Source organism: Marinobacter mangrovi, from assembly GCF_016798325.1.
Taxonomy (GTDB): Bacteria; Pseudomonadota; Gammaproteobacteria; order Pseudomonadales; family Oleiphilaceae; genus Marinobacter_A; species Marinobacter_A mangrovi.
Map to the genome: position 1 here is coordinate 142,652 of NZ_JAERVO010000004.1, position 21,187 is coordinate 163,838.

At 61.8% G+C, this 21,187-nt stretch carries 22 protein-coding genes; 10 read left to right on the top strand and 12 right to left on the bottom strand.

Annotated elements, in window-relative coordinates:
* A complete protein-coding gene (locus JL474_RS13655; RefSeq protein ID WP_123635740.1) occupies positions 1 to 1,065 on the top strand; it encodes a succinylglutamate desuccinylase/aspartoacylase family protein in 1,065 nt (354 codons plus the stop codon).
* A 198-nt stretch (positions 1,066 to 1,263) separates the two neighbouring features.
* Here JL474_RS13655 and JL474_RS13660 read toward each other — a convergent pair whose 3' ends face one another.
* From JL474_RS13660 to JL474_RS13670, 3 genes are all read right to left on the bottom strand, one after another.
* A complete protein-coding gene (locus JL474_RS13660) occupies positions 1,264 to 2,619 on the bottom strand; it encodes a PhoH family protein (protein ID WP_123635739.1) in 1,356 nt (451 codons plus the stop codon).
* A gap of 101 nt (positions 2,620 to 2,720) precedes the next feature.
* Positions 2,721 to 3,209: a CBS domain-containing protein gene (locus JL474_RS13665; protein WP_123635738.1), complete on the bottom strand. Its 489-nt coding sequence runs from the start codon at positions 3,207 to 3,209 to the stop codon at positions 2,721 to 2,723.
* A 161-nt stretch (positions 3,210 to 3,370) separates the two neighbouring features.
* On the bottom strand, positions 3,371 to 4,096 hold the full coding sequence (locus JL474_RS13670; RefSeq protein ID WP_236012259.1) for an START domain-containing protein: 726 nt from the start codon (positions 4,094 to 4,096) through the stop codon (positions 3,371 to 3,373).
* Between the two features lie 151 nt (positions 4,097 to 4,247).
* Here JL474_RS13670 and JL474_RS13675 point away from each other — a divergent pair, with 151 nt between their 5' ends.
* A complete protein-coding gene (locus JL474_RS13675) occupies positions 4,248 to 5,243 on the top strand; it encodes a DUF2804 domain-containing protein (RefSeq protein WP_203142488.1) in 996 nt (331 codons plus the stop codon).
* Positions 5,244 to 5,284: 41 nt separating this feature from the next.
* Here JL474_RS13675 and minE read toward each other — a convergent pair whose 3' ends face one another.
* The 5 genes from minE to JL474_RS13700 form a co-directional block, all read right to left on the bottom strand.
* A complete protein-coding gene (minE, locus tag JL474_RS13680) occupies positions 5,285 to 5,542 on the bottom strand; it encodes a cell division topological specificity factor MinE (RefSeq protein ID WP_123635735.1) in 258 nt (85 codons plus the stop codon).
* 6 nt (positions 5,543 to 5,548) lie between these two features.
* Positions 5,549 to 6,358: a septum site-determining protein MinD gene (gene minD, locus JL474_RS13685; protein ID WP_123635734.1), complete on the bottom strand. Its 810-nt coding sequence runs from the start codon at positions 6,356 to 6,358 to the stop codon at positions 5,549 to 5,551.
* 128 nt (positions 6,359 to 6,486) lie between these two features.
* Positions 6,487 to 7,251 carry a septum site-determining protein MinC gene (minC, locus tag JL474_RS13690; protein ID WP_203142489.1) on the bottom strand — a complete coding sequence of 255 codons (765 nt, stop codon included), beginning with the start codon at positions 7,249 to 7,251 and terminating at the stop codon, positions 6,487 to 6,489.
* Positions 7,251 to 7,664: a HopJ type III effector protein gene (locus JL474_RS13695; RefSeq protein WP_203142490.1), complete on the bottom strand. Its 414-nt coding sequence runs from the start codon at positions 7,662 to 7,664 to the stop codon at positions 7,251 to 7,253. The genes minC and JL474_RS13695 overlap by 1 nt, the downstream gene beginning before the upstream one ends.
* Positions 7,664 to 7,948, bottom strand: a complete 285-nt coding sequence (locus JL474_RS13700) for a DUF1244 domain-containing protein (protein ID WP_328797824.1) — start codon at positions 7,946 to 7,948, stop codon at positions 7,664 to 7,666. The genes JL474_RS13695 and JL474_RS13700 overlap by 1 nt, the downstream gene beginning before the upstream one ends.
* Positions 7,949 to 8,052: 104 nt before the next feature.
* Between JL474_RS13700 and dinB the strand changes: the two genes are divergently transcribed.
* Entirely contained in the window at positions 8,053 to 9,114 is a 1,062-nt protein-coding gene (gene dinB / locus JL474_RS13705) for a DNA polymerase IV (protein ID WP_203142492.1), read from the top strand.
* 9 nt (positions 9,115 to 9,123) lie between these two features.
* Here dinB and JL474_RS13710 read toward each other — a convergent pair whose 3' ends face one another.
* Both JL474_RS13710 and JL474_RS13715 read right to left on the bottom strand, forming a co-directional pair.
* On the bottom strand, positions 9,124 to 9,684 hold the full coding sequence (locus JL474_RS13710) for a phosphatase PAP2 family protein (RefSeq protein ID WP_203142493.1): 561 nt from the start codon (positions 9,682 to 9,684) through the stop codon (positions 9,124 to 9,126).
* Entirely contained in the window at positions 9,653 to 10,840 is a 1,188-nt protein-coding gene (locus tag JL474_RS13715; protein WP_203142494.1) for a glycosyltransferase family 4 protein, read from the bottom strand. Before JL474_RS13715 ends, JL474_RS13710 begins: the two co-directional genes overlap by 32 nt.
* 213 nt (positions 10,841 to 11,053) lie before the next feature.
* Between JL474_RS13715 and JL474_RS13720 the strand changes: the two genes are divergently transcribed.
* From JL474_RS13720 to JL474_RS13740, 5 genes are all read left to right on the top strand, one after another.
* Positions 11,054 to 12,091 carry an NADP(H)-dependent aldo-keto reductase gene (locus JL474_RS13720; RefSeq protein ID WP_203142495.1) on the top strand — a complete coding sequence of 346 codons (1,038 nt, stop codon included), beginning with the start codon at positions 11,054 to 11,056 and terminating at the stop codon, positions 12,089 to 12,091.
* A 120-nt stretch (positions 12,092 to 12,211) separates the two neighbouring features.
* Complete coding sequence (locus JL474_RS13725; protein WP_123635727.1) at positions 12,212 to 13,345, top strand: alpha/beta fold hydrolase; 1,134 nt, start codon at positions 12,212 to 12,214, stop codon at positions 13,343 to 13,345.
* 180 nt (positions 13,346 to 13,525) lie between these two features.
* Positions 13,526 to 13,846, top strand: a complete 321-nt coding sequence (locus tag JL474_RS13730; RefSeq protein ID WP_203142496.1) for a hypothetical protein — start codon at positions 13,526 to 13,528, stop codon at positions 13,844 to 13,846.
* 143 nt (positions 13,847 to 13,989) lie between these two features.
* Positions 13,990 to 16,155, top strand: a complete 2,166-nt coding sequence (locus JL474_RS13735; protein WP_203142497.1) for an acetyl-CoA hydrolase/transferase C-terminal domain-containing protein — start codon at positions 13,990 to 13,992, stop codon at positions 16,153 to 16,155.
* A 48-nt stretch (positions 16,156 to 16,203) separates the two neighbouring features.
* Positions 16,204 to 16,665, top strand: coding sequence for an FKBP-type peptidyl-prolyl cis-trans isomerase (locus tag JL474_RS13740; protein ID WP_123635724.1), 462 nt, complete (start codon positions 16,204 to 16,206; stop codon positions 16,663 to 16,665).
* Between the two features lie 7 nt (positions 16,666 to 16,672).
* Here the strand turns inward: JL474_RS13740 and JL474_RS13745 are convergent, their stop codons facing one another.
* Entirely contained in the window at positions 16,673 to 17,488 is an 816-nt protein-coding gene (locus tag JL474_RS13745) for a lysophospholipid acyltransferase family protein (RefSeq protein ID WP_203142498.1), read from the bottom strand.
* On the bottom strand, positions 17,482 to 18,261 hold the full coding sequence (locus tag JL474_RS13750) for a GNAT family N-acetyltransferase (RefSeq protein ID WP_203142499.1): 780 nt from the start codon (positions 18,259 to 18,261) through the stop codon (positions 17,482 to 17,484). Before JL474_RS13750 ends, JL474_RS13745 begins: the two co-directional genes overlap by 7 nt.
* A gap of 318 nt (positions 18,262 to 18,579) precedes the next feature.
* Between JL474_RS13750 and JL474_RS13755 the strand changes: the two genes are divergently transcribed.
* On the top strand, positions 18,580 to 19,317 hold the full coding sequence (locus tag JL474_RS13755) for a response regulator (RefSeq protein WP_203142500.1): 738 nt from the start codon (positions 18,580 to 18,582) through the stop codon (positions 19,315 to 19,317).
* A gap of 85 nt (positions 19,318 to 19,402) precedes the next feature.
* Positions 19,403 to 20,974 carry an ATP-binding protein gene (locus tag JL474_RS13760; RefSeq protein ID WP_203142501.1) on the top strand — a complete coding sequence of 524 codons (1,572 nt, stop codon included), beginning with the start codon at positions 19,403 to 19,405 and terminating at the stop codon, positions 20,972 to 20,974.
* Positions 20,975 to 21,187: the final 213 nt, after the last annotated feature.

The following is a 21,187-nucleotide window of genomic DNA, read 5'->3' on the forward strand; positions in this document are numbered from 1 at the left end:
ATGGCGCGCGCCCCATTCAAGATCGCGGGACACGAAATCCCCGCCGGGTCACGACAGACCGTTGAAGTGCCGGTGGCCAAGCTCTACACCCATACGCCGCTGCATATTCCCGTGGAAGTGGTTCACGGCCGGCGCGATGGCCCGGTGATGCTGGTCTGCGCGGCCATCCACGGCGACGAGATCAACGGTGTGGAAATCATCCGCCGGGTCCTGCGTTACGGGGCGTTACGCCACCTGCGCGGCACGCTGATCGCGGTGCCCATCGTCAACGTGTTCGGCTTTGTGCAGCGCACTCGCTACCTGCCGGACCGGCGTGATCTGAACCGGTGTTTTCCGGGGTCGGAGACCGGCTCCCTGGGCGGTCGGATCGCCTACCTGTTCCGCACCCAGATTATGGAGAGCGTCACTCACATCATCGATTTGCACACGGGCGCGATCCACCGCTTCAACCTGCCGCAGGTTCGCGCGGAGTTGAAAAACCCGGAAACGATCCGTATCGCGGAGGCTTTTGGGGCACCGGTGATCCTGAATGCCAGCCTTCGCGAAGGCACCTTGCGTGAGTATGCGGATTCACTGGATATTCCGGTTATCACGTTCGAAGGCGGCGAGGCGCTTCGTTTCGACGATGTGATCATCTCCAGCGGCGTGCGGGGCATTATCCGGGTGATGCGGGCGCTGGAGATGCTTCCCCAGAAGGCTTCACGCATCAAGGTCCGGAAACGGTCCGAGCTGGCGGAAAGTTCCACCTGGGTGCGGGCCGACATCGACGGGATCATGCGGCCGATCGTGCGCCTGGGGCAGCGGGTGCGAAAAGGGCAGAAGCTGGCGGTGATTGCCGATCCCTTCGGCGAGACGGAAACCGCACTGCTGGCATCGGTGTCCGGCATCGTCATCGGCATGAACAACCTGCCGCTGGTGAACGAAGGTGAGGCGATCTATCACATCGCCCGCTTTGAGGAACTGGCGGAAGCGGAGAAGGCGATGGACTATTTCCGCTCCAAGTTCGATTCGGAGGTGACCGAGGCGGTGTTGCCGGTGCATCCTTGGGACGATCGGGAGAAGTAGAGATTTCGCGAGGCGGGTTGCATTCGAAATGTAGCCGACGCTTTAGCTTCGGAGGGCCCGCTAGGGCCCCGTCTTTTCCGACCCGACGTTGATATTCCTCCTGCCCGGGCGCCTATGGCGCCTCCGAAGCTAAAGCATCGGCTACATTGGCCGGGGGACAGGCTGGGCTCGGAACCCAGCCTGTCCCTTGGTGCCTCTCTACAGATTCGCTTCCGCAAACTCCGCCAAAGCCGATCTCGGTACTCCTTGCAGGTGGATGTGCCCACCATGGCGGAAGCCCTTGAAGCGTTCGGTCATGTAGGTCAGACCGGAGCTCAGGCCGCTCAGGTAAGGCGTATCGATCTGCGCCAGGTTGCCCAGGCAGATCACCTTGGAGCCGTTGCCGGCCCGGGTGATGATGGTCTTGATCTGGTGCGGTGTCAGGTTCTGGGACTCATCGATGATGATCAGGCTGTGCTGGAAGCTGCGCCCGCGAATGTAGTTCAGCGATTTGAAGTGCAGCGGCACCTTGGACAGGATGTAGTCCACGCTGGCGGTCATGTTCTCGTCGTCTTCGTGCAGCGCCTCCAGGTTATCGACGATCGCGCCCAGCCAGGGCTCCATCTTCTCCGCTTCGGTGCCCGGCAGGAAGCCGATGTCCTCGTCCAGCCCCTGGGTGCTTCGCGTGGCGATGATGCGCTTGTAGGTCTTGCTGGCGACGGTCAGCTCGATGCAGGCGGCTAGGGCCAGGATGGTTTTACCGGAGCCGGCAGAACCGGTCAGGTTGACCAGGTGGACATCCGGATCCATCAGCAGGTTCAGGGCCACCGCCTGGTAGATGTCCCGCGGCACCAGGCCCCAGACCTCCCGGTTCAGCAGATCCTGCTGGTGCAGGTCCTGCAGGACCAGACGATCCTCTTCGATATCCACGACCTTGCCGACGAAGCCCTGCTCGTCGAGCACGAACTCGTTGATGTTGAGTTTGGCCAGTTCCTCTTCGCGCCGCAGGATGTGCTCGGTGACCCCTTCGCGCTGTACGGTTTCCACCTTGTTGATGGTGTCCCAGAACGACCCGCTGAATTCCCGGTAGCCCTTCGGGAGCAGGTCGATATCGTCCAGCAGCTGATCGTTGTGGTAGTCCTGTGCCTCCACGCCGAAGCCGCGCGCCTTCAGGCGCATGTTGATGTCCTTGCTGACCAGGATGATGTCCCGGTCGGTGTTGCGGGCCTGCAGTGCCGCTAAAGTGTTGATGATCTTGTTGTCGTTGAGGTGCTCGGGCAGGGCGTGATTGCTCGAGTGTTCGGTGCTCATCAGGATCGACAGCGTGCCCAGCGGGTCCGCCTTGCGGGCCCGGACAATGGGCACGCCGCGTTCGATATCCTTCGGGGTGGCGTCGCCCAGGAGTTTGTCGATATTGCGGATGGCCTGGCGGCAATCCGCCGCAACCGCCTGTTTACCGGACTTCAGACTGTCCAGCTCCTCCAGAACGGTCATGGGAATGATCACATCGTGTTCTTCGAAATTGAGCAGGGCGTTGGGGTCGTGGATCAGGACGTTGGTGTCGAGGACGTACATCTTTTTCCGCTCTTGCGGTGCTGAGGGCATAGGGCTCGATACCTCGCAATGGACGTTTTGATCGTTCTCCGCAGACGCGTGGGCACGCGTTGCCGTTTCTGTCATAGCAGGCAGCGCTGTGTCAGCGAGTTGTCGGAGATCAGTTTCAGCATGTCGTAGGTGGTTATGATGCCGGTGACTTCTCCTTCGTGAGTAACAAAGATGCGGTGCAGGTGTTCTTCCATCATCAGGTCGGCAATTTCCCGCACGGGGGTGTCCTCGGCGACCGAGACGACAATCGGGGTCATGATGTCCCGGACTTCCACCGGCAGTTTGCCCATTTCCTCGAAGATGAACATGCGCAGGCGGCGGGCTTCCTTCTGCTCTTCCGGCGTCAACTGTTGTTCGGCATCGGAGGGGCGGGAAGACGACCAGCGGAATTCGGCCACGTCCTTGAGGGTGGCAATGCCGATGATACGGCCCTCATCATCGGTGACGGGGCTGCCGGTGATTTCGTGGTCGGTAAGGAACCGGGTGAACTGGTCCATCGTCCAGGACTGGGGGACTGCTTTTACACTGGGTGTCATGATCTCGCGTGCGAGAACCGTCATTATCGCTATCCTGCTCTGACGCGTGGGGCCTTTAAACCGGTGTTGGCGTCCCGTCCAGCTGGACTGCTTCAGGCCCCTGGTGTACCAACAGGTGCGGCGCTCTTCCGGTGCCTTTCACCTGCATCCTATTCAGGATTCTAACTGGAAGCTTATACGCTCTTCTAATCGTCGTCACCCTCCGCGTGACCCGATTTGACCACATTCACCAGTTCGCCCTGGTCGTTGTAGACGAGCCGGTAGCCCGCATAGCGGGGCTTGTGCGCGACCTTTTCCAGGCTGCGCATGGATTTGACGGGGATGTCGATCACCAGTGAGTTCACCAGCCAGCTGGGGATGGCGCCGTTGGGTTCGGTGTGCTGGACCCAGGTCATGCGGGTGCGTTGCGGTCCAAGGGGCTCAAAGCGATACAGGGTGTCCGATTTATCCACGCGCACGTAGTCGTCATCTTCCGCCCGCGCCCCGGGGACGGCATTCAGATCCATTTCCACCACGCCACTTTGCCGGTCGCCATGGGTGCGAATGCGCAGGACGTAGTCGCGATCCTGCACTGGCCAGGGCATGTCGTTGACGGAGTAAGCGTAGCGGTCATGGAAGTTGCCATCCCCGAAGGCTTCCGACGCCGCGCAGTTGTGGACCCATTCCAGGCAGGATTCGGGATTGATCATCACCGCCATCAGCTCCGCCATGGACACGTCCAGGTCCGCCACCGCCTTGAAGGCCTCGAAATCCGAGTCCTTGACCTCCGTGGTGTAGATGCGGATGTTGTCGTCCTCCTTCTGCAGCTGCCAGTCCGCGTCCAGTGGCGGCAGGGCGCCGGCATGGCCCAAAGCCGGTGTGAGCAGGGCGGTCAGCAGCAGGGAAAAGCGTGTGCGTGTCGTCAGTCTCAACGGGGGATCCTTCTTTTCGGCGATAGTGGGCGGTACGATAACACGCGCTTTAAACGCCAGAATGATACCTGACCGGCAGTTTTGGGGATCCGCCGAGCGCTGTCCCCATCGGCCTGATCGGGCGCTGTCAGAATAAGGACAACAACGACTCATGGACCTGATCCAGCCCTCCGGACAGCCCCTTACCGGTGTTCTCGATACACCGATTGACCACGTTAACTATTGCGATTTTGACCTGCGCTCGATGATGGACCGACCGCGTTCACGGGTGGCCCGGTATTGGCGATTCAATCAGTTCCAGTTCATCAGCGCGATGGGACCAGACTGGCTGATGGGGCTGGCGGTGGTGGACCTGAGGCTGGTCAGCAACGCCTTCTTCTATATCTTTGATTTCCGTACTGGCGAGATGCGCGAGCAGAGCTGGCTCAGTCCGCTGGCGCTGGGCACCGATTGCGATCAGTATCCGGAGCATGGCCATGGCCGCTTTCATCGGGGCAGGACGCGCATCGATATCCAGGGTGACGGGCACCAGCGACATGTTGAGCTGTCAGCGGGCGATGTGTCTTTGAACCTGACGCTGAGCGGTGACTCGGCTCCTCTGCGGGTCTGCAGTCGCGCCGGCTATGACGGCTGGGTCTTCACCCGTAAATCGGCCGGTCTGGCGGTGAGCGGTGGGGCTCGCTGGGGCGAACGGGTGTATGCGATGGATGAGCGCATGCGCGGCACCATCGACTGGAGTGCGGGTTTCATGCGCCGGGAAACGGCCTGGAACTGGGCCTGTCTGGCCGGAACGGCGGATGACGGCACGGTTGTCGGTCTGAACCTGGCCGCGGGCGTCAACGAGACCGGCGTGACCGAAAACGCCCTGTGGCTGGATGGGACACTCATCAAGCTGGATCTGGCCCGGTTCGAGTTCGATCGTTATGCGCCGGATTCCGCCTGGCGGGTCACCACGTCCGACGGGCGCGTCGACCTCACGTTTGAACCGGCCGGCGTGCGGCGAGAGAAACTGAATGTGGGGCTGCTGGCGTCCAATTTCCGCCAATACGCGGGGACGTTCAACGGCCATGTTGTGGGCAACGACGGGCAACGGGTGGCGGTGTCAGGCATGCGCGGGCTGATGGAGGATCATTTTGCCCGCTGGTAGGCGAATCACGGACCGACACGAGGCGCGCCGGTCCGGATGGTCTACTGTTGGTGTTCGGGCAGGGTGACGTTCAGTTCCAGTACCGAGCAATCGTCATTGCGATCCAGCTCGACCTGCACCATGTCGTCATCGATCTGCACGTACTTGCGAATCACGGCAATCAGTTCCTGCTGCAACTGCGGCAGGTAGTCCGGCTGATCCCGCATGCCACGTTCATGGGCGACGATGATCTGCAATCGCTCCTTGGCGACATTTGCCGTGTTCTTCTTCTTACTCTTGAAGTAGTCGAAAAAACTCATTCGGCGTCACCCCTTGAACATGCGTGAGAAAAATCCCTTTTTGGCCGCAGTCAGGAAGCGGTGCTCGCGCTCTTCTCCCAGCAGTCGGCCCACCGCATCCTCGTAGGCCTGGCCGGCATCGCTGTCGTCTTCCAGGATGACCGGGAGCCCCTGGTTCGACGCGTTCAGAACGATCTGGGACTCCGGAATGACACCCAGCAGCGGAATGGCGAGGATCTCTTCCACGTCGCCGACCGACAGCATCTCGCCCCGATCGACGCGGTCCGGGTTGTAGCGGGTCAGCAGCAGGTGTTCCTTGACGGGATCCAGCCCCATCTCCGAACGCCGGGACTTGCTCTGCAGAATGCCCAGGATGCGATCCGAATCGCGCACCGAGGAAACTTCCGGGTTGGTGACAACGATCGCCTCGTCGGCGTAATAAAGCGCCATCTGCGCGCCGTGCTCGATTCCGGCCGGGGAGTCGCAGACGATGTAGTCGAAGGTTTCGGCCAACTCGTTCAAAACCTTCTCGACGCCTTCCTGGGTCAGCGCTTCTTTCTCACGCGTCTGGGAGGCGGGCAGGATGTAGAGGGTTTCAACCCGCTTATCCTTGATCAGCGCCTGGTTGAGGGAGGCTTCGCCCTGAATCACGTTGACGAAGTCGTACACCACACGACGCTCGCAGTTCATGATGAGATCGAGGTTGCGCAGGCCCACATCGAAGTCGATGACTACGGTCTTGAAGCCGCGACGCGCCAGGCCGGTGCTGATCGAGGCGCTGGTTGTGGTCTTGCCCACGCCACCTTTACCTGAGGTAACGACGATTATCTTAGCCAAGGTTGCAGTCCTGTTAGCTGAAAGTGAAGCGTTCTATCAATTCAATGGCCCGGTAGGGCGATTCCCTGTTTCCGGCCTCTCTGGTATCGAGCCGGAGGCTTATTATTCGGAGCCCGTTGTCGGGTGTCCTATTTGTCGAGTGGCGTGACCACCAGCAAATCATCCTTGAGCTGGAGCTGTACAGCCTGCTTCCAGCCGTGTTCCTGCAGATCTTCCGAGATTTTATAGTGTCCGGCAATGGAGACAAGCTCTGCTTCCAGTGATTGGCAGAAAACCCGCGCTTCTGAGAGGCCGTGCACACCCGCCAGGGCGCGACCGCGCAACGGGCCGTAGACATGGATGTTGCCGGCGGCCAGAACTTCGGCACCGGCCTGAACCGGCGCCAGGATAATCAGGTCGCCTTCAGGTGCATAGACCTGCTGGCCGGAGCGGACTGGCTGGGTGACCAGCCGAGCCGCCGCCGGAGCAGGACCGGCGGCGGTTGGCGCTGGATCGGGCGTGGTCGGCGCCGCTTCCTCAACCGCGGGTTCGGCCGGTTCCGGCGCCCGGGGTTCGCGCTGTGCGGTGGCCGGCAGCAGCGCCAAGGCGGCATTTCGGGCCAACCGTCGCTGGTCGTCGTCGCCCCCGCGAACCGCAACCACATGGATGTTGTGGCGGCGGCAGATGCCAATCAGTTTGAAGAAGTCCAACTCGGCCGTCGGGCCTTCGTATTTTTCCAGGCTCACGACCAGCGGAATGTCCCGGAAAAAGCCCGGCGCCTGGCGGATCTTGTCGCGCAGGGTTTCCTCGAAGGCGTCTTCCTCAAAGAAATGCAGTTCCAGGGCGGTCAGCGAGACGTTCGCGCCCTTGAGCTGGAAGCATTGACTGGTTTGAGTGGCGTCCGCTTCCGGCATCAGCGTCCTTCTCCGTGGTTGGTGTTATCGTCGGTGGATTCGGAATCCGGGGAGTCGAGCGGCGACGCCCGGAAGACCAGCGCCCGCCCGTCGAACGCAATGCCCGACCAGCCGGTGCTCATGAATTGTCTGATGTTAGCGTGGCTGCTTCCGGACGGATCATCCATTACGGTGCGGTAATGGCGCCCGAAACACGCCAAAGTTTGCTGTTCGGCCAGACCAGCCAGTTGGCCCAGGGCGAAGATGCGGCAGGAGCCGCCGTTTTCGTCGGGGCGATTTTCCAGAAGTCCGTTGCGAAACGCGGTCGGGGTGAACTCGAAGAAACGGTCCACCAGCGCCAGGGTGTCCTCGAAATCGGAACGACCTGCGTCCAGGGCCGCAAGATGGATGCGCAGGGCGTTCTGGAAATCCATCATTGGTCCGACTTGCCGGTGGGCTGCTTGCTACCGGTCTGGTAGCGGGCCTTCCACTCCTCGTAGGGCATACCGTAGATGCGTTCCCGGGCTTCCGGGTCAGACAGCTCCTGGCCGCGGGATTCGGCTTCGGCGCGGTACCATTTGGACAGGCAGTTACGGCAGAATCCGGCCAGGTTCATCAGATCGATGTTTTGGACGTCGGTGTGGGTGCGTAGATGCTCAACCAGCCGACGAAACACCGCCGCTTCGATTTCGGTTTGGTTTGGGGTCCGGTCAGACACTAGGCACCTCCTGTTTATGAATCCTGACATTCTCGGCATACAGCGGTAAGATACAAGTCTGTATAAATATACAGCCATTCGATCTGGCAGGTTAGCCCGGGGTTATGGCACAACGCAAAATCATTCATCTGGACTGCGACTGCTTTTATGCGGCGGTGGAAATGCGGGACGATCCGTCGCTGCGGACTGTGCCGCTGGCCGTGGGTGGCGGTGGGGCGCGTGGCGTCGTGTCCACCTGCAACTATCTGGCCCGGGAATACGGCATCCACTCGGCCATGCCGGGTGCCGAGGCGCGTCGGCGCTGTCCGGATCTGGTCACTGTGCCGGTGGATATGGCGCGCTACCGGGCGGTGTCGCAGCAGGTAATGGCCATTTTTCGGGAACTGACCGATCTCATCGAGCCATTGTCCCTGGACGAGGCCTTCCTGGATGTAAGCGACGTCGAGGATCATAAAGGCAGTGCCACGCTGATGGCGCGCTACCTGCGTGAGCAGGTGCGGGAAAAGGTGGGCATTACGGTGTCGGCCGGTGTGGCGCCCAACAAATTTCTCGCCAAGATCGCCAGTGACTGGGAAAAGCCCGATGGCTTGTTCGTGATCCGGCCCGAGGATGTGGACGCGTTCGTGGTCAACCTGCCGGTGGAAAAACTGTTCGGTGTCGGCAAAGTCACCGCCGGCAAACTGCACGAGATGGGCGCGACCACCTGCGGCCAACTGCAGCAATTCAGCCGGGAGGATCTGGTGGAGCGCTTCGGCCGCCACGGCGCCCGTCTCTATCACATGGCCAGAGGTGAGGATAACCGACCGGTGACGGTGACCCGGATCGCCAAGTCGGTGTCGGTGGAACGGACGTTTTCCCAGGATTTGCCCAATCGCGAGGCCTGCTATCGCGTGATGGCGTCGCTGGTGCAGGATCTGGAGCGCCGCCTGAGCCGCAAGTCCGACCGGCCGATCCACAAACTGTTCGTCAAATTGCGCTACAGCGACTTTTCCACCCACACACTGGAGCGGGTGCGGGATCGTATCGAGGTCCCGGCCGCGGAGGATTTCCAGCCGTTGCTGGAAGAGCTTTACAAGCAGGCCGACCGGCCGGTACGTCTGCTGGGGCTGGGGGTGCGCTTCCGCGATGACGCGGCGCCAACGCGCCAGTTACGTCTGTTTGAGTAAACCGGCTGATCAGGCGAGCAGCATAAACGTCGGCAGGGCATAAGACGCCATGGTTCCCATGCTCCCTCCAATTACGGCACCGGCCAGCACGTCGCTGGGATAGTGCAGGCCCAGGACCACGCGGGACGCCGCCACACTCAGCGTGAAGGGCAGGATCAGCAGGGCCAGGTCCGGCAGCGTCATGGCCAGCAGCGTATTGAAGCAGACCGCATGCAGCGTGTGGCCGGACGGGAAGCTGTAGCGGTCCAGAGGCGGTGTGCCGCAATGGATCGCCGGGAACGAAATAAACGGTCGCTCGCGGATCAGGGTTTTCTTCAACCCCTTGTAGGTCAGGGTACAGACGCCGCCAGTCGCTGCCATCAGCAGTGCGAGCGCAAGGCCGGCCTGTGGATGCAGGATGGGCAGGGCGAGGATCAGGGCGTACCAGAACCAGCCGTCACCCAGTCGGCTCACCACCCGGAAGTAGGGCAGGACGAAACGGTAGCGCAGGCAACCGTTGATGCTCTGACACAGCAGGAATTCCCGCTGGTCGACCCGTTCAAAGAAGCGAGACGCTTTGCTTGCCGGCATGACGTTTCTCCCGGTAACGGAGATTGAACACGATGTTTTCGAACTGTTCGACCAGTCCGGGCCAGTGGATATCCAGGGCATCCAGGCGGGCCTGGCTACGCAGTCGGCTGACCAGCGACGGCTGATCCGCCAGCCGCAGGGCCGCTTCGACAAAGCCGGCGGCGTCGTCGAGGGGCACTTTCATGCCGTTTTCCTCATGGCGCAGGTGCTCGCTGGCGGCCGCGTCGTCGAAGGCTACCAGGGCCAGGCCGCTGGCCATGGCTTCAGTGACCACGTTGCCGAAAGTTTCTGTCTTACTGGGAAACAGGAACAGATCGGCCGATGCGTAGTGGCGGGCCAGTGCATCGCCTCGCTGCATGCCGCAGAAGATGTAGTCGGGATGGCGTTCCTGCAGGCGTCGGTGCAGCGGCCCGTCGCCGACCAGGATCAGTTTGGCGCGTGGGTGGATGTGACGCAGACGCTCGAAGGTGGACACCACCAGCGTCAGGTTCTTCTCCGCCGCCAGGCGGCCTACGTAAATGACCCCGAGGTCGCGATCGCCGAGGTGCCAGCTTTCCCGCAGGGCTTTGTCCCGACGGGCCGGTGCAAAGCGCTCACAATCCACGCCGCGGCTCCAGACCGCCACCGGATCGACACCCATGCGATGCAGCCTCGACTGCATGCAGCGTGTCGGCACCAGGGTGAGTTGTGTCCGGTTGTGGAACCAGCGCAGGTAGCCTTCGATCGCTTTCTTCAGCCAGCCAGCCCGGTAGTGCTGGCTGTACTGATGGAAATTGGTGTGGAAGCCGGAGCAGACCGGAATCTGCAGACGGCGGGCTGCATTCAATGCCGCGAGGCCCAGGGGGCCTTCGGTGGCGACATAGACGACATCGGGTCGCGACTTCTGCCAGTGACGAACCAGTCGTCCGGCCCGGGTCAGTCCGAACTGCAGCTCTGGGTAGCCGGGCAGGGGCAGGCCAAACAGGGTGAGGGTCTGATCGATGCCGGGCGATGCGGCTGATTTGCTCTCGCCCTTTTGGTGTGGGCGGATCACCGACAACCGATGGCCGCGGCTGCGCAGGCCCTCGCAGAGTTTGCCCAGGGTGTGGGCCACGCCGTTGATTTCCGGCGGGAAGGTCTCGGTGACGATGGCGATGTGTCGCTGACGCTCGATCAAGTGCGCTCCGTCATGACGGCGACTCGGGCCGGCTGGATGGTTTGGGGTATAGTCAGTACGCTTTCCTGCCAGCGAGTCCGGGTGAATCTCTGGAGCAACGCGCGCTCAGGGTGCGCCGTTGCCGCTCATTCCACTATGGAAAGGCCAGATGACAGTTAGACGACAGCCCCGTGACATTCCGTTGAACAATGCACCGGCTTTGGAGATGTAGATATGCAAATGCGCAAGTTGGGACGTACCGACCTCGAGGTCAGCCTGATCTGCCTGGGGACCATGACCTGGGGCCAGCAGAATAACGAAGCCGAGGCGTTCGAACAGCTGGACTACGCGACGACCAATGGCATCAACTTTATCGATGCCGCCGAAATGTACCCGGTGCCGCCGCGTAAAGAGACCCAGGGCGCGACCGAGAGCTGCCTGGGCAACTGGTTGCACCAGCGTGGTCGCCGGGACGACCTGATCATCGCCTCCAAGGTCGCCGGTCCGGGCAACGGTCTGGACTATCTGCGTGACGGGCCGCGCCTGACACGGCCTCATATTCGCGCGGCGGTGGAATCGAGCCTGCAGCGGCTGAAAACCGACTACATCGACCTGTACCAGGTGCACTGGCCGGATCGGAACACCAATTTTTTCGGCAAGCTGGGCTATCAGCATAACGCCGACGAGCAGGCGACCCCGATCGAGGAGACGCTGGAAGCCCTGGCTGAGCTGGTGCAGGAAGGCAAGATCCGCCATATCGGCCTGTCCAATGAAACACCCTGGGGTACCATGCGCTACCTGCAGTTGGCGGAGCAGCACGGTTGGCCACGGCCCGTGAGCATCCAGAATCCATACAACCTGCTGAACCGCTCGTTCGAGGTGGGCGGTGCGGAAATCGCCCATCGAGAGGATGTGGGATTGCTGGCCTATTCGCCGCTGGCGTTCGGCGTGCTGTCCGGCAAATACCTGGGCGGCCAGAAGCCGGACGGCGCCCGCCTGACCCTGTTCGAGCGTTTCCAGCGCTACAACGGTGAGCGGGCCGATGCGGCCACCCGGGCCTACGCTGAACTGGCGGCGCAGCACGGTCTGAGCCTGACGCAGCTGGCGCTGGCCTACGTGAACAGCCGAAGCTTCCTGACCAGCAACATTATCGGCGCCACCACCATGGCGCAGTTGCAGGAAAACGTGGCGTCGGCGGAGGTGACGCTCTCGGACGACGTGTTGCAGGCGATTGAAGACCTGCACGCTGAATTCACCTACCCCTGCCCGTAGCGGGCTGTTCGGCCAGCGATTGGCCGGAACCGCACGATCCAGCCGTGCCCGGTGCCATTGCGCGCCCGGGGCGGCTGACGCATCATCGCAACACGGCTGATAACAATAACGGAATACCTGATGCGCCCGCGTCGCAAAGACAGTCTTACCGGCAAACTGCTCTCGGCTGCCATCCATTCGGTGGAACGGCGCCTGTTTTCGGACAACTTCAACATTTCCAACCAGACGCCGTACCGCACGATTCATCGTGACGGCATCATGAGCGTTCGTCATTACCAGCCTCTCGGCGTTGACGAAGTCCAGGTTGGCAACGAACCGCTGTCGGTATCGCCGCACCGTTTCCGGGTGCCGGTCCTGCTGGTGCCGCCGCTGGCCGCTACCTCCATGATTTTCGATCTGTTGCCGCAGAGGTCGCTGGTGCGCTACCTGCTGGCCAGGGGCTTTGACGTCTATCTGGTGGATTGGGGCGAGGTGACGGCCGATCACAGCGATCTCTCCCTGGAAACCTACGTGCTCGACTGGATGCCGGCTGCTCTTGAAGCGGTTCGGGAGGACAGCGGTCAGGCCGATGTGTCCATCTTCGCCTACTGCATGGGCGGACTGCTGTCGCTGATGTATGCGGCGGCCTCCGGCGATCGTCACATCCGCAATATGGTGACGGTGGCCAGCCCGGTGGATATGCATCAGATGGGAATCGCCGGCGGCTTCCTGTCTGCGGTTTATCGGCCGGCCCAGATCGTTTCCGGCGTACTTAACGTGTCCCTTCTGGACCTGCCGGCGCGCTATTTCCACATTCCGGGCTGGATGAATGCCCTGGCGTTCAAACTGACCAATCCGGTCGGAAGCCTGGTCAGTTCCCTGGAGCTGGCCGTCAATCTGTGGGACCGGGATTACGTGAAGGTGCACAGCACCATGCAGAAGTGGTTCAACGACATGGTTGATTATCCGGGCGAGACCATCAAGGGCATGGTGGTCCACATGGCGCTCAACAACCGCATGGCCCGGGGCAGCATCCGGCTGGGTGGAGAAAAGGCCACGTTTGATCGCATTGATTGCGCGTTGCTGGCGTTTGCCGGAGAAACCGACAAGCTGGTGAGGGTGCCGGCTGCCCACAAGGTGATGGATATCGTCGCGTCAGAGGACCGGGAATTCTGCGTGGTTCCAGGCGGTCACGCCGGCGTTTTTGCCGGTGCCAGTGCGCCGGAAAACACCTGGCGGATCAGTGCGGATTGGCTGTCAAAACGGTCCGATTAGCCGCACTTGGGCAGGCTTGAAAAATAACGTTACATGGCGTGACCGTTTATTGACAAAAAAGTGGCCGCCGGACGCCGGATTGCCGTCAAAGTTTGCGTTAAATCACATTTTACAGATCGTTCATTGATAGACTAATGTCTAACCAATTTGAATAGATATCGGGCATTTTCGGGCGTCTCCATGGTCATTCGCATCTTCCTCCTACTGCTGGTTCTCAACTCGCTGGCCTTCATGGTCAAGGCGGATGCGGCCGAACGTGCCGAATACCGTCAGGATGCTTTCGACAACCGCTATGCCTCGCAGGACACCATGCCGGACGATCTGCAGCAGGACGATGTGGATGCCGCGGTCGAACTGGGCTCACGGCTGCTGCAGTGGCGTTTCTCACGCACCGACGATGACGGCAAACGCTACGCATCCGAGAGCTTTCAGGCCGATCACGGCCTGGCACTGATCGATCAGGGTGACGGCGCCTGCCTGAACCTGAAGTGGGATTTCTGAGCCAACCGGCCTGATTCGCCTACCGATTTTCCCCTGAAAACGTTGTCCCGCCGCCGCCCTCATGTGATGATCTTTTGGCACTGAACGATGGGCCTTCCGGTCGATTCACCGGATGACGTCCCGCTCTGGTCAAGGAGAGATTTATGGCGGTTGCACCGATTGTGTTTCCCCGGCCCGATGCTTGTGTCGATGCCATTATCGAACGGGTGGGGCGTGACATTATCCTGGGATTACCCCTGGGACTGGGGAAACCCATTCATCTGGCCAATGCCCTCTACGCCCGGGCCAAGGCCGACCCCGGGCTGAAACTGCATATCGTGACCGCGATCTCGCCGCTCGCGCCCGCCGGCAAGTCGTCCCTGGAAAAGCGCTTCATCCAGCCTTTCGCGGAACGGCTGTTCGGGCACATTCCCGAGCTGGCCTACGCGCGGGATGTGGTCAATGGCCGGCTGCCCGACAACGTCACGGTCTCCGAGTTTTTCTTCAAGGCCGGCTCTTTCCTGAACAATCGCCAGCAGCAGCAGAACTACATCTGTACCAACTACACCCATGCAGTGCGCGATCTGATGGCGTTGGGCGTCAATGTGGTGGCGCAGATGGTGGCGCCGCAACCGGACGGCGGTAACGAGTCCTACAGTCTCAGTTGCAACCCGGACCTGACGCTGGATCTGATTCCGCGGCTGCGCGAACAGGCCAGTGAAGGGCGCGCGGTGGCGATCGTCGGCGAGGTGAACCGGGCGCTGCCTTACCTGGCCAATGACGCGGAAATGCCGGCTCACGTGTTCGATTTGATGGTGGACGCGCCGGCCGATGACTATCCGCTGTTTCCTGTGCCCCAACAGCCCATCAAGCCCGCCGATCATCTGATCGGGTTCTACGCCAGTACGCTGCTGCGGGATGGTGGCACGCTGCAGGTGGGCATCGGCTCGCTGGGCGCCGCGGTGGTGCATTCAGCCATCCTGCGCCACCGGGACAACGAGGCCTATCGGCGCGTGTATGAGCATCTGGATGTGGCCGGTCGTTTCCCGGTCGCAACCGAGTGGGGCGGCGTCGAACCGTTCGATGAAGGGCTATACGGCTGCAGCGAGATGATGGTCGACGGCTTCCTGCATCTGCTCAAGGCCGGCATCCTGACCCGGGCGGTCTACCCGGACACGGCCCTGCAGGAACTGATAAACGCCGGCAAACTGGGACACGATGTGTCCCTGGCCACGCTCGACACCCTGCGAGCGGAGGAGTTGATCGATTCACCGCTACGGGCACGGGATGTCCAGTGGCTGCAGCAATTCGGTATTGTGCGTGACGACGTGGCGTTCCGCGGAGGGCGTTTGCAGGTCAGTGACATCAGCTTCGATCCGGACCTGGACGACGAGGAAGCCCGCGCGCTCATTGCGGCGATTCTGGGCACCCGGCTGACCGGTGGCACGGTGCTGCACGGTGGCTTCTACCTGGGTCCTGCGGACTTCTATGAGCAGTTGCGTCACCTGCCGCCCCACGAGGCGTCACAGATCTGCATGACCAGCGTGAATTTTATCAACCATCTCTACGATCACCGGTTTGGGGATCAGCGTCTCAAGGTCGCCCAGCGGCAGGAAAGCCGCTTCATCAATTCGGCGATGATGGCGACCCTCGATGGCAGCGTGGTCTCGGACGGTCTGGACGATGGCCGGGTGGTCAGTGGCGTCGGTGGTCAGTACAACTTCGTCGCCATGGCCCACGAACTGCCGCGGGGCCGCTCGATCCTGACCCTGCGCAGTACCCGGGGCAGTGGCGACAAGACGCAGTCCAATATCGTCTTCAGCTACGGCCACTGCACGATTCCGCGCCACCTGCGGGACATCGTGATCACCGAATACGGCATTGCGGATCTGCGCGGTCGTTCCGACGAAGACGTCTACCTGGCTTTGATCCGTATCGCCGATGCCCGTTTCCAGCCGCAATTGCTGAAACAGGCGCAGAAAGCCGGTAAGGTGCGCGCCTCGTTCAAGCTGCCGGACGCCTGGCAGCGCAATACCCCCGACTCCGTTCGGCAGGCATTGCGGGCGGCGGGAGATAACGGATTTCCCGAGTTTCCTTTCGGCTGTGAGTTCACCGATGATGAGCTGACCCTGATGCGGGCATTGAAACGGCTGCAGGGCGCCTCCAAGTCACGGAGCGGAAAATTCAAGCTGTTGTGGCAGGCGATGCGGACGGAGCCGGCGGATGACGCCCTGGCACCGTATTTACGCCGCATGGATCTCGAATCACCTTCGGGGTGGCGGGCCAAGCTGGATCAGCGGTTGTTGATTCACGCACTGCGACACATTTAATTCTGCCGTGCGCCTGAGGGCGTGCGGCCGCAAGACAGGACCGGAGTTATGCAACGCTCTTCCATCTACACCGTTCACTACCGCCTGAAAAACCAGGAAGGCGAAGTGGTGGATACCTCCGATGGCGCGGAACCGCTGCAGTTCATGCTGGGTGCGGGCAACGTCATCCGGGGCCTCGAGGAAGCGGTCAAGGATCGCGGTATTGGTGACTGCCTGGAAGTGACCATTCCTCCGGAAATGGCTTACGGCGAGATCAATCCCGAGCTTATCCGCAAGGTGCCGCGGTCGGCGTTCGCCGGTGTGGAGGATCTCAAGCCGGGCATGAAGTTCCAAACCAACAGCGGTGAAGACGCGCAAATCGTGCAGGTGGTGGCGATCGACGGTAACCTGGTGAAGGTGGACGCCAATCACCCGCTGGCGGGTTTTACGCTCTACTTCGAACTGGAAATCATCAACAAGCGCGCGGCCACCGACGACGAAATGGCCGCCGGCCAGCCGCTGGAGCCCTGATTCCGCTTCAGGTGCCCAGATGCGGACGCGGCGGTTGGCCGTCGGGCTGGGTGCCCGGCTGGCCGGCGCCACGATGGATGTCCGCCAGACCCTGTCGGACAGTGGCGTGCAGCTCCTGGACTTTAGCCGGGAGGTCGTCGTCCGCCGTCAGGTAAACCGGGGCATGCAGGATGATGTCCACCTGGACGGCCGGTTCCCGCAGCATGCGCACCAGGTGCTTCTCGAACTGGTCGTCCCCCACAAACGGGGCCAGAGGGTCGGGATGCTGATCGCGTCGGTAGCCGATGCTGATAGGCTGGACCGGCACGCCGGCCGACACCGCTGCCGCCAATAGCCGACTGTGGAACGGCAAGACCGTGATGCCCACCGTCGTCGTGCCTTCCGGAAAAACCAGCACCGATTCCCCATGCCTCAGCGTCTCCGTGATCTGATCCCGGGTGGCATGGGCCTGTCCGCCGCCGCGGCGGATAAACAGCGTGCCCGCCTGCTCGGCCAGCCAGCCAATCACCGGCCAGCGCCGCACTTCGATCTTGGACAGGAACCGCAGGGGCACCACGCCGCCCAGGATCGGTATGTCCGACCAGGAAATGTGATTGCTGACAATCAACGCCGTGGTGTCGGGACGCTGCCCCCGGATGGTGACCCGAAAGCCGAGGCAGCGGGAGGCCAGCGCGAAGCATAAGCGGGCAAACGGGGCCCGCCCGACGGATCGTCGGGTAAGGGTCTCGAACACGGTGATCACCGACGCCAGTGCGGCGCAAAACAGCAGCGCCACGCCGAACAGGGTCAGCCGTGAGGTGAGGCGCAGCGGTCGCATCAACATGCGGCAGACGCCTCCGCAGGACGCATGAAGTGGCGACTGTAGCGGCCGGCCAGTTGGCTGACTTCCAGCAGCACCAGCAGGTCGGCGCAGCGGAACTCCGGATCCCAGCAGGGCTCGCCGCAAACCCGGGCGCCCAGCCGCATGTAAGCGCGAATCAGTGGCGGAATGGCGACGCTGGTCTGACTGGCGGCGGACACATGCGTCAGGTGGGGCAGGTCGCGCTTGGGCTTGACCCGCTGGCTGGTGTCGGTCAGGTAGCGCTTCTGCAGTTGCTGGGTGATGCGCCAGGCTTTCAGGCCGCCGTCCGCCATCCCGATGCTGGCACAGCCGATCAGGTAGTCGACCTGTTCGCGAATCAGGTACTCGGCCAGGGAGGACCACAGCAGGCTGATGGTGGCGCCGTTGCGGTAATCCGGGTGGACGCAGGTGCGTCCCAGTTCGGCGAGCTGTCCCGGAAGTCGGCGCAGGCTGTCCAGTTCGAACTCGCCTTCCGAGTAGAAGCCGCCGGCGTGTTCGGCGTCGCGCTGGTGCAGCACGCGGGATGTGGCCACCAGTTCGCCGGTCTGGCTGTCGGTAACGATCAGGTGATCGCAAAAGGCATCGTAGGTGTCCTGGTCGATGCCGGGTGTTGTGGCGCCGAGGTCAGAGCCGTACTCCTCCGAGAAAACGCGGTAACGCAAACGTTGGGCCGCCTCCACCTGTGCAGGATCGCGTGTGATGGTGGCCTGCAGACGGCGGGCGCTGCTGACGGAACGGGCTTGTTCTGCTGACATGACAGGTTTCTCTTTATGACCGTTTCCCGTCGAGCCTATGAAGCGCGGATTGCAGTTGAATGAACGGTGTGTGACGTCCCCGTGACAGGAATCGTGATTTCGGGCCATGTCACGACTTGTTACTGTGGGTCTATTCCATGTATTTTTCTGAACAGCATGTATAATTGCTGTTACATGGCGTAGCTTCAGGCAGCGTGATTGCCGCGGTGACAACCTCAGTGGTTTCCGGCCTCCTCGGCAGGGCCGGTGCAACGCACCCCGGAACGGGCCGGAACCCGACGGCGGCAATCGACGGTAAACGGAAAAACAAAATCAGAGATGGATGGCGTGGAACGAGCTAACGAGAGTTGTAGAGTTCTCATTGTTGAGGATGACAAGCGCCTGGCGGATCTAACGCGGGAATATTTGGAAAGCAACGGTCTGACGGTGTCTGTTGAGGAAAACGGAGCCAATGCCGTCGAGCGTATCCGCCGGGAAGAGCCGGACATTATCGTCCTTGACCTGATGCTTCCGGGAGAGGATGGCCTCTCGATCTGCAGGCGGGTGCGCCCGTTCTACACCGGACCGATCCTCATGTTGACGGCGCGTACCGACGATCTGGACCAGGTTCTGGGGCTGGAGATGGGCGCCGACGACTACATCTCCAAACCGGTGCGACCCCGGGTGTTGCTGGCGCGTATCCGGGCGCTGCTGCGCCGGGTCAACGACAAGAGCGAGAGCGAAGCCGAACCCAAGTCCACCGAAGAACCGGTGCGACTGGAGTTCAACGACCTGGTGGTCGATCGTTCCATGCGCGAGGCCTGGCTCAACAACGAGAGCATCGACCTCACCAGCGCTGAATTCGATCTGCTGTGGCTGCTGGCATCCAGCGCCGGCCGCGTCCTGAGCCGGGAAGAAATCTTTACCGCGCTGCGCGGCATTGAATACGATGGCCAGGACCGGTCCATCGACGTGCGCGTTTCCCGTATTCGACCGAAAATCGGTGACGACCCGGTACACCCGCGTCGCATCAAGACGGTACGCAGCAAGGGCTATCTGTTCGTCAAGGAAGCCTGACGGGACCATCTCTGTCTGATCCATCGCAACGGCGGAAGCTGTCCGGCCTGATCCGGTCCGACGTTGCGTTCATCGGAAAGGCCCTATGCCCCTAGTACCCTTCCTGAATATGTTCGGCCGCCTCCTGCTGGTGGCGCTCGTCATCCTGGCCCTGTCTGCCGGGCTGTACTCCGGAGTGAATTCGGTCCGTGAGCGCGATTGGCAGGAGCGCTTCGCCACCCCGCTGATGGACTGGCTCGCCGTTTCCCCACACCCCCAGATGAGTTATCCGTGGCTGGATGCGCTGTACGGTCTGCGCCTGGAACCGGTCGGACAGATGACGCTCGATCCCGTGGACGAAGAGCGTTTGTCCTACGGCCAGGTCGTGACGTCGACCGAAGGGCTGGGGGTGCGAGTGCGGCGCCTGGCCAACTCCGGCGACATCATCGACGTGACCTTTCGCGACCTCTATCGGGACGTCAGTGAAGCGACGGCCCTGTTGGTCCTGACGCATCTCAATGGCCTGCTGCCCCGGGATCGCTCAGCGGGCATGGACAGCCTGTCTGATGAACTGAATGTGGCCATCGAGCCGGTCACCGGAGCCTCGGATATTCCCGGCGGACCGACGCTGGAGCGACTGGTGGAACGGGGACTGGCCTTCGTCCAGTTGGATAAATCGGACGCGGCGCGGGTCTACCTGCGGTTGAACGATGGGGCCGTGGTGCGCATGGATATGCCTGAGCCGTTTCACGCCCTGGCCTGGTCGGTCATCCTGCTGGTGTTCTGTGTGGCGGCGACTATCGCCGGCATCTTCCTGTACCTGCTGCTGCGGGACGTAGACCAGAACCTGCGGGCGGTGGAGTCCGTCGCCGTGCGCATCGCCCGGGGTGAGCTCAACGCCCGGGTCGACCCGCGACGCGGCCTGCTGGTACGCCGCCTGGGTCGAACCTTCAACAGCATGGCCGAACACATCCAGCGTCTGGTGGAAGTCCAGCGGGAAATGATTCACGCCGTGTCCCACGAACTGCGCACGCCGGTAGCGCGAATCCGGTTCGGCGTGCAGATGATTGAAGACTGCCCGGACGAAGCGTCCCGGGAAAAGCAGTTGACCGGCATCGACAGCGATATCCAGGAGCTGGACGAGCTGATCGACGAAATCCTCACCTACGCCCGGCTGGAGCAGGGCGGGCCCATCATGAACCTGCAGGAAGCCAACGTGGCGGACATCGCGCGGCAGGTGGTGGACGAGCAGCAGCGACTGCGACCGGCCATGCAGTTCAGTGCGGAGTTCGTGGGTGACAGCGAATCCTGGGCCCTGTCGGACGTGGAGCCGCGTTACATCCATCGGGCCCTGCAGAATCTGGTGGGCAATGCCGGGCGCTATGCTGCGGGCAAGGTGCGGGTTCGTTGCCAGTTCGATGAACAGAACTGCCGCATTGACGTGGAGGATGACGGTCCCGGTATCCCGGAGAGCGATTGGGAAAAGGTCTTCACGGCCTTTGCCCGTCTTGACGACAGCCGTACTCGCACCTCCGGTGGCTATGGACTGGGGCTGTCCATCGTACGGCGTATTCTCTACTGGCACGGCGGCCAGGCTTTTGTGACCCGCAGTGCGGATATGGGCGGCGCTGCGTTCAGTCTGGTATGGCCGCGCCGACAGGGCGAAAACAGCCATTGATCAGTGGCGATGTGAACCGTGTCGCACCGGCACACGTGTTGTAACAAACCGCTACACAAGCACCACTGACGCCTTGTTCCGGCCGGCCTAGGATGAAAAGCGTAAGGGATGACTACTTGAGGTTGTAGTTCTTACGAACTTTCCTTGTTTCATTCGTCATTTTTAGAGGGGCCATTTTTTGGCCCCTTTTTTTATGTCTGGCCGTTACGGCTC

Excerpts from the sequence above, each read along its gene's own strand:
- JL474_RS13755 (WP_203142500.1), top strand. The coding sequence starts at position 18,580 with ATGGATGGCGTGGAACGAGCTAACGAGAGTTGTAGAGTTCTCATTGTT.
- dinB (WP_203142492.1), top strand. The coding sequence starts at position 8,053 with ATGGCACAACGCAAAATCATTCATCTGGACTGCGACTGCTTTTATGCG.
- JL474_RS13725 (WP_123635727.1), top strand. The coding sequence starts at position 12,212 with ATGCGCCCGCGTCGCAAAGACAGTCTTACCGGCAAACTGCTCTCGGCT.
- JL474_RS13740 (WP_123635724.1), top strand. The coding sequence starts at position 16,204 with ATGCAACGCTCTTCCATCTACACCGTTCACTACCGCCTGAAAAACCAG.
- JL474_RS13695 (WP_203142490.1), bottom strand. The coding sequence starts at position 7,664 with ATGGATTTCCAGAACGCCCTGCGCATCCATCTTGCGGCCCTGGACGCA.
- JL474_RS13735 (WP_203142497.1), top strand. The coding sequence starts at position 13,990 with ATGGCGGTTGCACCGATTGTGTTTCCCCGGCCCGATGCTTGTGTCGAT.
- JL474_RS13660 (WP_123635739.1), bottom strand. The coding sequence starts at position 2,619 with ATGTACGTCCTCGACACCAACGTCCTGATCCACGACCCCAACGCCCTG.
- JL474_RS13750 (WP_203142499.1), bottom strand. The coding sequence starts at position 18,261 with ATGTCAGCAGAACAAGCCCGTTCCGTCAGCAGCGCCCGCCGTCTGCAG.
- JL474_RS13710 (WP_203142493.1), bottom strand. The coding sequence starts at position 9,684 with ATGCCGGCAAGCAAAGCGTCTCGCTTCTTTGAACGGGTCGACCAGCGG.
- minE (WP_123635735.1), bottom strand. The coding sequence starts at position 5,542 with ATGAGTTTTTTCGACTACTTCAAGAGTAAGAAGAAGAACACGGCAAAT.
- JL474_RS13665 (WP_123635738.1), bottom strand. The coding sequence starts at position 3,209 with ATGACGGTTCTCGCACGCGAGATCATGACACCCAGTGTAAAAGCAGTC.
- JL474_RS13655 (WP_123635740.1), top strand. The coding sequence starts at position 1 with ATGGCGCGCGCCCCATTCAAGATCGCGGGACACGAAATCCCCGCCGGG.
- JL474_RS13675 (WP_203142488.1), top strand. The coding sequence starts at position 4,248 with ATGGACCTGATCCAGCCCTCCGGACAGCCCCTTACCGGTGTTCTCGAT.
- minC (WP_203142489.1), bottom strand. The coding sequence starts at position 7,251 with ATGCCGGAAGCGGACGCCACTCAAACCAGTCAATGCTTCCAGCTCAAG.
- JL474_RS13760 (WP_203142501.1), top strand. The coding sequence starts at position 19,403 with ATGCCCCTAGTACCCTTCCTGAATATGTTCGGCCGCCTCCTGCTGGTG.
- JL474_RS13745 (WP_203142498.1), bottom strand. The coding sequence starts at position 17,488 with ATGTTGATGCGACCGCTGCGCCTCACCTCACGGCTGACCCTGTTCGGC.
- JL474_RS13720 (WP_203142495.1), top strand. The coding sequence starts at position 11,054 with ATGCAAATGCGCAAGTTGGGACGTACCGACCTCGAGGTCAGCCTGATC.
- JL474_RS13730 (WP_203142496.1), top strand. The coding sequence starts at position 13,526 with ATGGTCATTCGCATCTTCCTCCTACTGCTGGTTCTCAACTCGCTGGCC.